The organism is Streptomyces cinnamoneus (genome assembly GCF_014650495.1).
GTDB classification, from domain to species: domain Bacteria; phylum Actinomycetota; class Actinomycetes; order Streptomycetales; family Streptomycetaceae; genus Streptomyces; species Streptomyces cinnamoneus.
The window spans coordinates 79,099-92,604 of record NZ_BMVB01000023.1; the positions used below are offsets into that span (position 1 = coordinate 79,099).

The following is a 13,506-nucleotide window of genomic DNA, read 5'->3' on the forward strand; positions in this document are numbered from 1 at the left end:
AGAGCTGATGCAAAATCCGCCCCGTGCCCCGCCCCCGCATACAGTGGAGGGCATGACCACTCAGGACCGGAGCCCGGACCCGGAGATACCCGGCAAGCCGACCTCCGCTGCGCGCACCACGCTCTCCCACATCATGACCGGCAGTGACACCAACCTGCTGGGCACCGTGCACGGCGGTGTGATCATGAAGCTGGTGGACGACGTCGCCGGTGCGGTCGCCGGACGGCACTCCGGCGGGCCCGCGGTCACCGCCTCCATGGACGAGATGGCCTTCCTGGAGCCGGTCCGCGTGGGCGATCTCGTCCATGTGAAGGCCCAGTGCAACTGGACCGGCCGGTCGTCCATGGAGATCGGCGTGCGGGTGCTCGCCGAGCGGTGGAACGAGTCCACCCCCGCCGTCCAGGTCGGCAGCGCCTACCTCGTCTTCGCCGCGGTCGACGCGGAGGGCAAGCCCCGGCGCGTGCCGCCCGTCCTGCCCGAGACCGACCGGGACCGGCGGCGCTACCAGGAGGCCCAGATCCGCCGTACGCACCGGCTGGCCCGGCGCCGCGCGATCATGGAGCTGCGCGAGCAGCGCGCCGCCGAGGGCTTCGAGGACTGACGTCCGCGGGGACACCTGGGCCCCTGCGCGGTCGCCCTGCGCGTTCTCCCTCCGCAGCGTCCCTGCGCGGACTCCTGCCGCGCGTCCTCCCTATGCGGTCTCCGGACAGACCACCTGGTCGCCCGTGACCACGGGCAGGCCCGCGCGCCGCGGACGGGGCTGTTCCTGCCCCCGCACCGCGTGCACCTCGGTGAAGTCCTTGCCCAGGGTCACCCGCATCGCCGGCCCCTGCCCCGGCACCGCCCGCAGCTGTGCTCCCGGCAGCGCGGCGGCCACCGAGCGCACCGAACGGTCCCAGCGCGGGTCGTAGGTGATCAGCGTGTGCGCCCTGGCGGGCTGCGTCGAGCCGTCGGTCACGCCGGTCGTCGTGAAGCCGGCGGCACGCAGCGCCGCGTCGACGGTGCGGGCCAGCCCGGCGCGGCCGCTGCCGTTCAGCACCTGCACGCGCACCTGCTCGGGGGCCACCTCGACGGTCGTGGGCGGCCGCTCCTCCCCCGGCCCGGGCGGCTTGGCGTCGACGGCCTGGTGGGGGGCGCGCGGGGCCGTGTTGACCGGCCGGTCCTCGCGCAGGGCCTGGAAGAGCTTGGCGGCCCCGGCGTCGTCCCACTTCACGGTCGAGCCGACGTTCGGCACGGGGAAGTCCGCGACGGCGATCGGCACGGAGGTGAACTCCGAGGAGGCGGGGGTGAGGTTCCGCATCGCCTGGCCGAGCCCGACGAGCTCGTCGGGGCCGAAGCCCCGGTCGGCGCGGACCGAGCCGATCACGCTGGAGGCGACGTCCTGGAACTTCACCGGGTTGAGCAGCACTCCGCCGCTGGCGGCCTTGTGCATGAGGGAGGCGAGGAATCGTTGCTGCCGCTGCATCCGGCCCAGGTCCGCGGCCCCGTCGAGGTGCCGGGAGCGTACGTACTGCAGGGCCCGGCCGCCGTCGAGGGTGCTGGTGCCGGCCGGCAGGTCGAGCCCGGTGTAGGTGTCCCTGAGCGGCCGCACGGTGCACACCTGGACGCCGCCCACCGCGTCGACGGTCTTCATGAAGCTGCTGAAGTCGACCTCCATGTAGTGGTCGACGTGCACGCCGGTCAGCCGCTCCACCGAGCGCACGGTCAGCCCGGGGCCGCCCTCCGCGTAGGCGGCGTTCAGCTTGAGGGCGTGGGCCGGGCGGAACCTGCCGGTCTCGTCCGTGCGCTCGGGGATCTCGGTGTAGGTGTCCCGCGGCAGGCTGACCACGGTGGCCCGGTCGTGGTCGGCGGAGAGGTGGACGAGCATCATCGTGTCGGTGCAGTGGCAGGGTGCGCCACCGAGGCGGTAGCGCTGCCGGTCCGCCGCGGTGATCTTGTCGCGGCCGTCGGTGCCGACGAGCAGGACGTTGGTGCCGCGGCCGCCGCCCGGCCGGTCCGACAGGCCCTCGAAGGCGTCGACCCGCTTGATGCCGTCCCCGATCCCGGTGACCACCGCGTGCCCGATGCCGCCCGTGCACAGCACCACCACCGCGGCGCCCATGGCCACGCGCTTGCCCCACTGCGGGCGGTGTCCGGCCGGGCGGGGACGCGAGGATCGGGGTGCGGTCACTGCGAGACCTCCGCGACGATCGGGCTGCGGAACACGGGGGAGAAGACAGGGGAGAGGACGGCGGAGAAACCGGGAACACCGTAGGCCCATACGATGAGCTGTCTGCGGCCCCACGCCGTCCGCAGCGCCCCCGCCACCCGGGCGGGGCGGGAGAGTGTCCCCCGTTGGCGGTAACGTGGCCGACGTTTCCGCCGACCGCCGGGGGGTTCCCCCGACCGCCGTACCCCCGAGGAACCATGCCCGATCAGCAGCTGCCCGCCGTTTCCGTGATCATGCCGGTGCTCAATGAAGAGCGGCATCTGCGCACCTCCGTGCGACACATCCTGGAGCAGGAGTATGCCGGTGAGCTGGAGGTGGTCATCGCCCTCGGGCCGTCCACCGACCGCACCGACGAGATCGCCGCGGAGCTGGTCCGGGAGGACTCCCGGGTGCATACGGTGCCGAATCCGACGGGTCGCACGCCCGCCGCACTGAACGCGGCGATCAAGGCATCACGTCACCCGATCGTGGTACGGGTCGACGGCCACGGCATGCTCTCCCCGGACTACATCGCGACGGCCGTGCGGCTGATGGACGAGACCGGCGCGCAGAACGTCGGCGGCATCATGCACGCCGAGGGCGAGAACAACTGGGAGAAGGCCGTCGCGGCGGCGATGACCTCGAAGATCGGCGTGGGCAACGCCGCCTTCCACACCGGCGGCGCCGCGGCCCCGGCCGAGACCGTCTACCTGGGCGTCTTCCGGCGCGAGGTGCTGGAGCGGCAGGGCGGGTACAACGAGGAGTTCATCCGCGCCCAGGACTGGGAGCTGAACTTCCGCATCCGTGAGGCGGGCGGCCTGATCTGGTTCTCGCCGGAGCTCAAGGTCTCCTACCGGCCGCGGCCCAATGTCAGGGCGCTGGCCAAGCAGTACAAGAACTACGGACGCTGGCGGCACGTCGTCGCCCGCTACCACCAGGGCTCGATCAACCTGCGCTACCTCGCCGCCCCGGCCGCGGTGCTCGCCATCGCCGCGGGCGTGGTGGTCGGCGCGACCGTCACCCCCTGGGGCCTGATCGTCCCGGCCGGATACGTGGCGGCCATCACGGCCGGCTCGGTGCCGGCCGGCAAGGGCCTGCCCGCCGGGGCGCGGGTGCGGATCCCGCTGGCGCTGGCGACGATGCACATGTCGTGGGGGTTCGGCTTCCTGACCAGCCCGCGCTCGCTCGCGAAGAAGGTCATCGCCAGCCGCCGCCCGGCGGTCCCGGCGGGGGAGTAGCCGTCCGGCCGCGTGCCGCCCGGGCGGCACGCGGCCGTTTCTGAATGTTTCCGGACGTTCCGGACGCTTCGGGCGGTCCAGATGTTTCAGGCGTTTCGCCGGAGCGTTCAGAAGCGGTTGAGCGAGTTGACCTTCATGCAGGCCGACTTGTCGTCGCCGTTGAGCGGGTCCGAGCTCTCGGGGGCCTTGTTCTCGCCCTTGCCGTCGCCCTTCTTCCCGTCGCCCTTCTTCTCGCCGTTCTTCCCGTCCTGCTCGCCCGGGGTGCCGCTCGGCGACCCGCTCGGCTCGGTCACCGGCTCGTCGCCCTCGGTCTTCGGGTACGTCGTGCCCGTGCGCCAGTCCCCGCCGACGACCAGCGTGATCTGCTGGACGCCGGGCGAGTGGCGCACCGCGCTCTCCGGCAGCCCGAGGGCCTTGGCCACCGCCAGGGCGTCGGCGCGCTGCGTGGCCCTCGGATAGGTGATCGTGGTGTCGGCCTGGGCCCGGGGCGTGGAATCGGACGTGGCCTTGGCGAAGCCCTGCTTGACCAGCAGCGCGGCGATGTCCGAGCCACGGCCGGTGGCCGGCGGCTCGACGACGGTGCCGGTGCCGTTGAAGACGGTGACCGCGATGTCGCCCTTGCGGCCGGCGGGGACGGTGGGCGGCGGGCTCTTGTCGGCCTTCTTCTTGTCCTTGCCGTCGAGCGCGATGTCGTTGCGCACCAGCGAGAACAGCTTGTCGGCGTCGCCGGGCTTGGGGATGACGTGCGCGTCCGGGTTCTGCGGGTCGGAGACCCAGGGCATCGTGGTCATCGTGATCCGGCTGGAGGGCACCCGCTTGATGTCGTTGCCGAGGTCGTAGAGCGCCTTGACCGAGCCCAGGTCCTTGTCGACGGTGAGCGCCTTGGTGGCGGCCTCGGCGAGACCGGTGAGCTGACCGGGGTCGGTGAGCTTCGTGCCGGACTTCAGCTGACGGACCATCGCGTTCATGTACATGTGCTGGGCATGGGTGCGGCCGATGTCGCTGCCGTCCTCGAAGCCGTGCCGGGTGCGCAGCCACTGCAGGGCCTGCTTGCCCTTGATCGTGTGGGTGCCCTTGGGCAGCCGGAGGCCGGACTTGTCGTCGTAGACGTTGGCGTCCACGCACACCGGCACGCCGCCGACCGCGTCGGCCATGCTCACCACACCAGAGAAGTCGATCATCATGAAGTGGTCGACGGGGATGCCGGTGAGCTCCTCCCACGTGGCGACCGTACAGCCGGGGCCGCCGTTGCCCAGGCTGGTGTTGATGATCTGACGCTCGGTCCCCTTGTAGACCTTGCCGCTCTCCGGGTCGGTGCACTTGGGGATGGTGACCCGGGTGTCGCGGGGGACGCTGATGACCGACATGTTGCTGCGGTCGGCCGAGACGTGCACCAGCATCTGCACATCGGCCAGCGGCGGCCGGTCGGCGTCGTCGCGGGCGCCGCCGAGGGCGACGTTCTCCTTGCTGTTCCGGCTGTCGGAGCCCAGGATCAGGATGTTCAGCGGGCGCTGGCCGTCGGCGTTGGCGACGCTGCGGTCGAGCTGCTTGTCGCCGAGGTTGAGCTTGTTCTTCCGGATGTTGCCGTTGAGGTGCTCGTAGTAGAAGTAGCCCGCGGCGGCGACCCCGAGGATGAGGACGGAGAGGGTGAGCGCGGTCCAGCGGGCTATTCGCCCGATGCGGCGGCGGCGCGGGCCGCCGCCGGATATGGAGCCGGAGTCGTCGCCCGGGCCGGAGCCGTCCGACTCCTGGGTGCCCCCTTCGGCATCCCCCGAGTCCTTGGCCGCCTCGGCCCCTTCAGCCCCCTTGGACTTCCTGGCGCTCTTCGAGCCCTTCGACTCCGCGGCGTCCTCGGCCTCTTCGGGCCTGTCCCCCCGCACGCCGCTGCTCTGCCGCATCGGGCCTCCCCTGAATGGTGCGTCCGGCCCGATGGGCAGGCGTGATGTACCTGAAGTTGTACCTGATGAGTATTACTGCCTAATGAGATGCGAAAGCCCGTTCCCGGGGTTCACTTCGCACAAATGTTGTCATCATCGGCTTCGACCTTCTGGACCCCCTCGGGCACCTTCTCCGGGGCCGCGATCGGGGTGCCGGCGCCCTTGAAGTCCGCGCCGAGCGTGAGGGTCATCTCCGCGGTGGGCGCCGCGGTGCCTTCGGTCTGCTTCAGGGCGTCCGCCGGCAGGCCCATGGCCTCCGCCAGACGGCGGGCCTGGTCGGCCTGGTTGGGGGCGAACTCCAGGAGGGTCTTGTCCTTCTTGCCGCCGGTGGCGTTGCCGCCGTTGCTGGTGCGGACCATGCCCTTGGAGTTCTGCATCCAGCTGACGGTCTCGCCCGCGGCACCGACCCGGCCGCTGCCGTTGAACACCTTGACCCGCACGGCCGCCGGCTCGGCCTTGGGCCCCTGCAGCAGCGCGGCCTGCTTGGCGTCCGCGTCCTCCTGCGCCTTCTTCTCCTTCTCCTTCACCTCGGTGAGGGAGACGTCCTGACGGACCATGGCGAAGAGGGGCTCGGCCTTCGGCTTGTCCAGGACGACCGTCTTGTGGTTCTTGCCCTCGGCCGGGTTGTCGACGACGGGCACGGTCGCGAAGGTGATGTTCTTCAGGTTGACCTTGCTGAGCTCCTTGGCCAGGGCGGTCAGTTTGGACACGGATCCTATGCCCGTGTCGACGGTGAGCGAGTTGGTCGCGGCGTCGGCCAGGTTGTAGAGCTTCTTGGGGTTGCTGAGGGTGTCGCCGGACTTCATCTTCCGGATCATCGAGCTCAGGAACTGCTGCTGCAGCTTGATACGGTCCAGGTCGCTCTCGAAGCCGACGCTGTGCCGGGTGCGGACGAACGCCAGCGCGTCCTCGCCCTGGATCTCGTGCCGGCCCTTGCTCAGCTTCAGGTGGGACTTCGGGTCGTCGATGTCCTTGCCCAGGCACACCTCGACGCCGCCGACCGCCGAGGACAGCTTCTTGACGGCGTTGAAGTCGGCCATCATGAAGTGGGTGACCTTCAGGCCCGTCAGCTGCTCGACGGTCCGCCAGGTGCAGCCGGGGTCGCGTTCCTCCTGGCCCAGGCTCTCGTTGAAGCGGACGCCCTTGGAGCCGCGGATGGTCCGGGTGCTGCCGCCCTTCTTGGTCGGGCAGTCCGGAATGTCCGTGATCATGTCGCGCGGGATCGACAGCGCGGTGGCGTTCGTGCGGTCCTCGGAGACGTGGAACAGCAGCGTGGTGTCGGCGTGGCCGACGCTGCCGTCGTCGCCGTAGCCGGTGTTGCCGTCGCCGGAGCGCTTGTCGGTGCCGATGACCAGGATGTTGACCGGGCCCTTGGTGACGGCGTCGTTGTTGATACCGACGTCGATCTTGTCGATGTTGTTGTTGAAGTGCTGGTAGAGCAGGTAGCCGCCGACCGAGGTGACGACCAGCACGACGCCGACCGTGCCCCCGGTCCACATCAGGGCCTTCTTCTTCGCCGTCTTCTTCGGCTTCGGCTTGCGGCGGCCGGTGGCCGCCTTGGCCGCGCCGGCCCGTCGCCCGCCACCGGTCCCGCGCTGGCCGGGCACCGAACGCCCGCCGCCGGGCTTCGGCTTCTGCCGGGCGGCGGCTCCCTGTCTGGCGTCGGAGCGGGGAGCGGGCGAGGGCGCCGCGGAGGGACTGTTGCCGGACGCCGCCACGGGCTCTCCGGCATGATCAAGACGCAGCTCGTAGCTGCCCGTATCGGGGTCGAACACCCACTGGTCGGCGGGGTCGATGCCGCCCGCTTGCCCACGGCCTTGCGCGTCCACGGTCGCTTGAATCCTCCGTCGGTGCCACGCGGCGCCTGCCCCCCGAGGCGCTCGAATGTCGTCTGTGCAGTGCGCGGTCAGCCGGCCGTGCGCACCGGATCGCTCACACTATCCGCCCAGTTCAGCGTCAAGCGACGCCGGTGACAAATTGCACTCCCCTACAACTGGGCAATCTGCCCAATCCCTTCGCGGAGACGGATGTTGCAACGAACACCGGGGCGAAAAGGTTTCTGCGCCTTTTGCCGTGATTATGAGTGTTCTTTACGTCCGTCAGCCGCAGACACCGCGCGCGGCGGTGGTCCCCTCGTACGTCGGCGGCGTGGTCGGCCGGTCCGACGGCGAGCCCGCCGGGGCGGCCGTCGGCGCCGCGGGAGCCGCCGAGGGGGCCTCCGGGGCGTACGACGATCCGCGCGGCGGTGCGTACGGCGACGCGGAAGGCCGGGCGGGGGGTGCCGGCGGCACGTACGCCGGGCCGCCGGGCTCGTAGCCGCCCGTGGCCCCCTCGGCGCTCCCCGATCCCTCCGGTCCTTCGGGCCCGTCCGGCCCCGGTTCCCGCCCGGGCCGCCGGCCCCCCGGCTTGCTGTCCGCCGGGCGGACGTGCGCGCTCACCGACACGCGGCGGTCGTTGCGCAATTGCTCGAAGAGCTGGTCCGCGTCCGGCTGCACGAGCTCGTCGCGGGCGCTGTTGTACTGGTACGGGCGGCGCGGCACCGTCAGGAACTGGACGTGCTCGGTGGGGATGTTGCGCACGGTCCGCACCAGGTTGTACATCTTCTTGAGCGAGCCGAGCCCGACGTCCGTGGTCAGCGACTTGGTCGCCGCGTCGAGCACCGGGTACAGCCGCGCCGGGTTGAGCAGCACGCCGTCGCTCTGCATCTCGCGCACCAGCGCCCCGAGGAAGAGCTGCTGACGCCCCATCCGCTCGGTGTCGCTGCCGTCCCCGATGCTGTAGCGGGCCCGGACGTAGCCGAGCGCCTCCTCCCCGTGCAGCACCTGGCGTCCGGCCGCCAGCCGCAGGTGGGCCTCGCGGTCGTCGACGGGCTTCCTCAGGCACACCTCGACGCCGTCGATCGCGTCGACCAGCTGCTTGAAGCCGTTGAAGTCCAGCACGATGTGATGGTCGATCCGGATCCGGGTGATGTTCTCGACGGTGCGGATCGTGCAGGCGGTGCCCGCGAGCTCGTACGCCCAGTTGAACTGGGCGAAGCGCTCGTTGGTGTAGGTGCCGTCCGGCTTGCGGCAGCTGGGGATCGTCGCCATCAGGTCGCGGGGCAGGCTCACGGCGGTCGCGCTCTTCCGGTCGGCGGCCACGTGCAGCAGGATCGTGGTGTCCGAGCGCTGGCTGCCGCCGTCCTCGCCGTACTTGCCGTTGCCGGCGCCGGCCCGGGTGTCCGAGCCGATGATCAGGATGTTCTGGGCGCCGCTGACCAGCGCGCTGGGCCGCTCCTTCTCCCAGCGCCGCAGCTCCTCGGCGGTCTCGGTGTCCGTGGTGATGTTGTTGTCGAGCCGCTCGTAGAGCGCCCAGCCGATGCCGGCGAGCAGGAGCACCAGCACCGTCAGCCCCACCAGCAGCCTGCGCACCCAGCGCCGCCGGCGGGACGTGCGCCTTCGGCCGGGCGGCTCCCCGGCGAAGGGGCCGCCCGGCCGCGAGGGCTGGCCGGGGCTGCGGTGCACGGCTGCGCTGCGTCCCTCCTGTGCGGAGTCGGCGGCGTGCGCACCCGCGGGGGCACACGCACGTACCGTCGATCATCGCCCGGGAGCGGCGGTCCGGCAGCGTCAGAGGGCCGTCACGGTGACGCGCTCGCTCTCGCGGCGCTTGTCGAGGCCGCCGCCGGACAGGCGGTCGAGGTGGCGGCAGAGCACGACGGACCCGCCGGCGGCCAGCGGGGCGTAGAGGCCCGCGGAGAGCCCCTCCCAGTTGTCGTACGACAGGCCCGACAGCAGCCGGGAGCCCGGGCCGAGCCCGTGCTGACGGGCGTCGGTGCGGGCCTGCTCGGTCAGCTCGGCGCCCGTCAGCTCCCGCCCGTCCACGACGAGCGCCGGGGCGTGCGGGTCCACGGGGGCGTACGGGGCGAAGCGGTCGCCCTGGCCGGGCACCTCGACGGCGTAGTCGGCGAAGCCGGCGGGCGGCTGCGGGAAGCGACCGCCCAGGGGGCGCAGCGCCAGCGCGACGCGCTCTCCCGAACAGGCACGCGCCTCCTCCAGGGTGTCCGGCCCGCTGACGACCAGGTCGGCACCGGCCGGGTCGCCTCCCACCTCGGCGACGACACCGACGGAGGAACAGGCGAGCAGCCAGACGGCGGTCTGCCAGTGCGCGGGCAGCAGCAGTGCGAGACGATCGCCGGGTTCGGCGGCAAGATCGCCCTGAAGCAGATTGGCGGTCTTCGCCACCCAATTGGCGAAGGTGGCCACGGACAGTTCCACGCGCTCGCCGGTGGCGTCGTCGTAGAAGGTCACGAGCGGGCGTGCCGGGTCCGCGGCGAGCGCGGAACGCAGCAGGTCGGCAGGGGTGCGATCGGTGGCGTTCATCGGCGCCAGGGTACGCGTCGGCGGCCCCGGCGGTCAGCTGTGCGAGGGCGGGGGAGGGCTGCCGGGGTCGACTCGCCGTCAGTTCAGAAATGGACATATTTGTTCATGTATGTCCAGGATTTCAGGTATGCGTGGAATCTTTGTCTCCTCGGCCGTCACCGTGTGCGCCGCCGCCGCTCTGACCCTGCCCTTCCTCGCCATTCCGTCCGCGGCCGTCCCCGCTCCCCCCGACGGAGCCTCAGTTCCCGCCACCCGCACACCGGCCGGCGCCCACGGGGTGCCGGGGGCCACGCAGTCACTGCCGCTGGTGCCGCTCGGCCCCGCCCGCCGCGCCGCGCGCCCCGGCGGCACCCGTGCGGTGGCGCGCGGGCTGCCGCCCCGTGAGGTGGCGCGGTTCTCCCTGGTCGGCATCGTCTGGGACGACGCCGCCACCGAGCTGAGGGGTCGCGCCCAGGTCCGTACGCGGGGAGCGGGCACCACGACGTGGTCGGCCTGGCAGGACGTCCAGACGCACGACGACGACCGGCCCGACCCCCTCTCGCCCGAGGCCCGCCGCGGCCGCCCGCGCGGCGCCACCGCACCCCTGTGGGTCGGCGCCTCCGACGCCGTCCAGGTGCGGGTGCACCCCAAGGCCCCGGCCGGCCGGGCCTCCGGGGCCCCGGCGCTGCCCCCGGGCCTGCGCGTCGAGCTCGTCGACCCCGGCCGGGACCCGGCCCCGCGCGGCCGCGGCCTGGGCCGGCAGGCCCCGGCGCCCGCCCCGTCGCCCTCCGACGAGGAGACGGCCAGCTCGGCCGCCAACTACCCGCTGGCACCGCTGGGGGCCACCGAGATCCCGGCGCTGGCCAGACCGGAGTCGGAGAAGGACATCGACGCCACCCACGTGGACCTCACGGGCGCCACCGACGCCCGGCCCCCGGCGGACGGCCGCGGCGAGGCGGACCCGGAGGGCGAGGGTGCCGAGGCGCCGGGCGAAACCGTCTCCGGGCCGGCCGACGACACCGACCCCGAGGCGGACGACGCGGACCCCTGGGGCCATTACGTCGGCGGCCGCCCGCGCATCGTCACCCGGGCCGGCTGGGGCGCCGACGAGTCGATCCGCGAGCGCGGCTTCCCGTACACCACGACCGTGCGCGCCGCCTTCGTCCACCACACGGCCTCCGGCAACGGCTACAGCTGTGCGCAGTCCGCGTCCCTCGTCCGCGGTATCTACCGCTACCACGTCGTGAGCAGCGGCTGGCGGGACATCGGCTACAACTTCCTCATCGACAAGTGCGGCACGGTCTACGAGGGCCGGGCAGGCGGTGTGGCGAAACCCGTCAGAGGCGCCCATACTCTCGGTTTCAACGCCAACAGCATGGGAATCGCCGTCCTCGGATCCTTCGGAGGGACCAACCCGCCCACCGCCGTGGTGAACGCCATCGCCGGCCTCACCGCATGGAAGCTCGGCCTCTACGACGTCAATCCGCTCGGCACCGCGCGCCTGGTGTCCGGCGGCGGCAACCTCTTCAAGAAGGGGACCACGGTCAGGCTCAAGGTGATCTCCGGGCACCGCGACGGCTACTCCACCGAATGCCCCGGCGACCGCCTCTACAACCGGCTCGGCGCGGTCCGCACCGCGGCGGCCCGGCTCCAGGGCCGCTGACCCGGCGGGGCGGAGCCGAACGTTCTGCATACACTGGCCGCCGATCACGGCCCGGCCCCAGCAGGAAGCAGAGACAGACACATTGACTTCTTCTCCAGAAGCGATCCTCCTGGTCGGGGGCAAGGGAACGCGGCTGCGCCCGCTCACGGTGCACACGCCCAAGCCGATGGTCCCGGCGGCCGGCGTCCCCTTCCTCACCCACCAGCTGGCGCGGGCCCGCGCCGCCGGGGTCGAGCACATCGTGCTCGCCACGTCCTACCTGGCGGAGGTCTTCGAGCCGTACTTCGGTGACGGCTCCGCCCTGGGACTCCACCTGGAGTACGTGACGGAGGAGGAGCCGCTGGGCACGGGCGGCGCCATCCGCAACGTCGCCTCGCGCCTGCACTCCGGCCCCGACGACCCGGTGCTGATCTTCAACGGCGACATCCTCACGGGCCTGGACATCGAGGCGCTGGTGAAGACGCACCGCACCAGCGGGGCGGACGTCTCCCTGCATCTGTCCCGGGTCGAGGACCCCCGGGCCTTCGGCCTGGTCCCCACCGACGCGACGGGCAGGGTGACGGCCTTCCTGGAGAAGCCGCAGACGCCCGAGGAGATCGTCACCGACCAGATCAACGCGGGCGCGTACGTCTTCAACCGCTCGGTGATCGACACCATCCCCGCCGGCCGCCCGGTCTCCGTGGAACGCGAGACGTTCCCCGGCCTCCTGGCCGCAGGCGCCCACCTCCAGGGCATGGTCGACTCCGCGTACTGGCTCGACCTCGGCACCCCGCAGGCGTTCGTCCGCGGCTCGGCGGACCTGGTCCTGGGCCGCGCCCCGTCCCCGGCGGTGCCGGGCCGGTGCGGCGACAGCCTGGTCCTGGACGGCGCCCGGGTCGCCCCGGACGCCAAGCTCATGGGCGGCACCTCGGTGGGCGCGGGTGCCTGCGTGGAGGCGGGCGCACGCATCGACGGCAGCACGGTCCTGGACGGCGCGGTGATCGAGGCGGGCGCACAGATCCGCGACTCCCTGATCGGCGCCGGCGCCCGCGTCGGGGCCCGCACGGTCCTGGACGGCGCGGTCATCGGTGACCACGCGCACATCGGCCCCGACAACGAGCTGCGGGCCGGCGCCCGGATCTGGTGCGACGCCCGGATCCCGCAGGGAACGATCCGTTTCTCGTCGGACCAGTAACGATCCGTTTCTCGTCGGACCAGTAGAGCCGCATACCCTGGTCGGATGGCCAGCCGAACGTGGGTCCCGCCGGGCCCGTACGACCTGGGACGCACCCTGTGCGTCCTGGCGCGCGGCCCGGGCGACCCCGCGTACCGGGTGACCGGGGACGGCGCGATCTGGCGGGCCAGCCGCACACCGCAGGGCCCGGGCACGCTCCGCATCACGGCGGTCGACGGCGAGGTCCACGCAGAGGCATGGGGCCCGGGAGCCGACTGGCTCCTGGAAACCCTCCCGTCCCTCCTGGGAGCGGCCGACGACCCGGCGGCCTTCACCCCCCGCCACCGCCTCGTCCACGAGACGCACCGCCGCAACCCCGGCCTCAGGCTGGCCCGCACGGGCCTGGTCCTGGAGTCGCTGGTCCCGTCGATCCTCGAACAGAAGGTGACCAGCGACGAGGCGTACCGCGCCTGGCGGCTGCTCCTCCAGCGCCACGGAGAACCGGCCCCCGGCCCGGCGCCCCGCATGCACGTGATGCCGGACCCGCGCGCCTGGTCCCTGATCCCCTCCTGGGAGTGGCACAGGGCCGGGGTCGACGACAAGCGCGCGGCGACGATCGTGCGCGCGGCCCGCGTGGCGTCCCGCCTCGAAGAGGCGGCGGGGATGGACGACGCCCGGGCGTCGGCGCGCCTGCAGGCGGTGCCCGGCATCGGCCCGTGGACGACGGCGGAGACGCTGCAGCGCACCAACGGCTCGGCGGACGCGGTGACGGTCGGGGATCTGCACCTGCCGAGGATCGTGGGCTACGCCCTCACGGGCACACGAGGCACGACCGACGAGACGATGCTGGAACTCCTGTCCCCCTACGAGGGCCAGCGCCACCGGGCGTGCCGCCTGATCCTCCTGAGCGGAGTGGCCCCGCCCCGCAGGGCCCCGCGCTTCGCGCCGAGGGACTTCACCCGCATCTAGGGGACAGCCGGCGACCCCCGC

At 72.4% G+C, this 13,506-nt stretch carries 10 protein-coding genes; 5 read left to right on the top strand and 5 right to left on the bottom strand.

Annotated features, from left to right (window positions below):
- Positions 1-52 precede the first annotated feature (52 nt).
- Entirely contained in the window at positions 53-601 is a 549-nt protein-coding gene (locus tag IE182_RS25795; RefSeq protein ID WP_190112325.1) for an acyl-CoA thioesterase, read from the top strand.
- A 90-nt stretch (positions 602-691) separates the two neighbouring features.
- Here IE182_RS25795 and IE182_RS25800 read toward each other — a convergent pair whose 3' ends face one another.
- Complete coding sequence (locus IE182_RS25800) at positions 692-2,260, bottom strand: LCP family protein (protein WP_190112326.1); 1,569 nt, start codon at positions 2,258-2,260, stop codon at positions 692-694.
- Positions 2,261-2,406: 146 nt separating this feature from the next.
- Between IE182_RS25800 and IE182_RS25805 the strand changes: the two genes are divergently transcribed.
- Positions 2,407-3,426 (top strand): glycosyltransferase family 2 protein, encoded by a 1,020-nt coding sequence (locus IE182_RS25805; RefSeq protein ID WP_190112327.1) that lies wholly within the window; start codon positions 2,407-2,409, stop codon positions 3,424-3,426.
- A 107-nt stretch (positions 3,427-3,533) separates the two neighbouring features.
- Here IE182_RS25805 and IE182_RS25810 read toward each other — a convergent pair whose 3' ends face one another.
- The 4 genes from IE182_RS25810 to IE182_RS25825 all read right to left on the bottom strand — a co-directional run bounded on the left by IE182_RS25810 (position 3,534) and on the right by IE182_RS25825 (position 9,721).
- Positions 3,534-5,324 carry an LCP family protein gene (locus IE182_RS25810; RefSeq protein WP_190112328.1) on the bottom strand — a complete coding sequence of 597 codons (1,791 nt, stop codon included), beginning with the start codon at positions 5,322-5,324 and terminating at the stop codon, positions 3,534-3,536.
- A gap of 110 nt (positions 5,325-5,434) precedes the next feature.
- Complete coding sequence (locus IE182_RS25815; RefSeq protein WP_190112329.1) at positions 5,435-7,192, bottom strand: LCP family protein; 1,758 nt, start codon at positions 7,190-7,192, stop codon at positions 5,435-5,437.
- Positions 7,193-7,462: 270 nt separating this feature from the next.
- The gene (locus tag IE182_RS25820; RefSeq protein WP_373303616.1) at positions 7,463-8,866 is read right to left on the bottom strand and encodes an LCP family protein; all 1,404 of its coding nucleotides are present in this window, start codon (positions 8,864-8,866) and stop codon (positions 7,463-7,465) included.
- A gap of 102 nt (positions 8,867-8,968) precedes the next feature.
- Complete coding sequence (locus IE182_RS25825) at positions 8,969-9,721, bottom strand: TIGR03089 family protein (RefSeq protein ID WP_190112330.1); 753 nt, start codon at positions 9,719-9,721, stop codon at positions 8,969-8,971.
- 127 nt (positions 9,722-9,848) lie between these two features.
- Between IE182_RS25825 and IE182_RS25830 the strand changes: the two genes are divergently transcribed.
- The 3 genes from IE182_RS25830 to IE182_RS25840 all read left to right on the top strand — a co-directional run bounded on the left by IE182_RS25830 (position 9,849) and on the right by IE182_RS25840 (position 13,485).
- A complete protein-coding gene (locus IE182_RS25830; RefSeq protein WP_229845094.1) occupies positions 9,849-11,363 on the top strand; it encodes an N-acetylmuramoyl-L-alanine amidase in 1,515 nt (504 codons plus the stop codon).
- A gap of 82 nt (positions 11,364-11,445) precedes the next feature.
- Positions 11,446-12,537 carry a mannose-1-phosphate guanylyltransferase gene (gene manB / locus IE182_RS25835; protein ID WP_190112332.1) on the top strand — a complete coding sequence of 364 codons (1,092 nt, stop codon included), beginning with the start codon at positions 11,446-11,448 and terminating at the stop codon, positions 12,535-12,537.
- Between the two features lie 45 nt (positions 12,538-12,582).
- Positions 12,583-13,485 (top strand): DNA-3-methyladenine glycosylase family protein, encoded by a 903-nt coding sequence (locus IE182_RS25840; RefSeq protein WP_190112333.1) that lies wholly within the window; start codon positions 12,583-12,585, stop codon positions 13,483-13,485.
- Positions 13,486-13,506 lie beyond the last annotated feature (21 nt).

Coding starts and splice junctions, on each gene's coding strand:
- IE182_RS25795 (WP_190112325.1), top strand. CDS start 53: ATGACCACTCAGGACCGGAGCCCGGACCCGGAGATACCCGGCAAGCCG.
- IE182_RS25810 (WP_190112328.1), bottom strand. CDS start 5,324: ATGCGGCAGAGCAGCGGCGTGCGGGGGGACAGGCCCGAAGAGGCCGAG.
- IE182_RS25840 (WP_190112333.1), top strand. CDS start 12,583: ATGGCCAGCCGAACGTGGGTCCCGCCGGGCCCGTACGACCTGGGACGC.
- IE182_RS25825 (WP_190112330.1), bottom strand. CDS start 9,721: ATGAACGCCACCGATCGCACCCCTGCCGACCTGCTGCGTTCCGCGCTC.
- IE182_RS25800 (WP_190112326.1), bottom strand. CDS start 2,260: ATGGGCCTACGGTGTTCCCGGTTTCTCCGCCGTCCTCTCCCCTGTCTT.
- IE182_RS25805 (WP_190112327.1), top strand. CDS start 2,407: ATGCCCGATCAGCAGCTGCCCGCCGTTTCCGTGATCATGCCGGTGCTC.
- IE182_RS25830 (WP_229845094.1), top strand. CDS start 9,849: ATGCGTGGAATCTTTGTCTCCTCGGCCGTCACCGTGTGCGCCGCCGCC.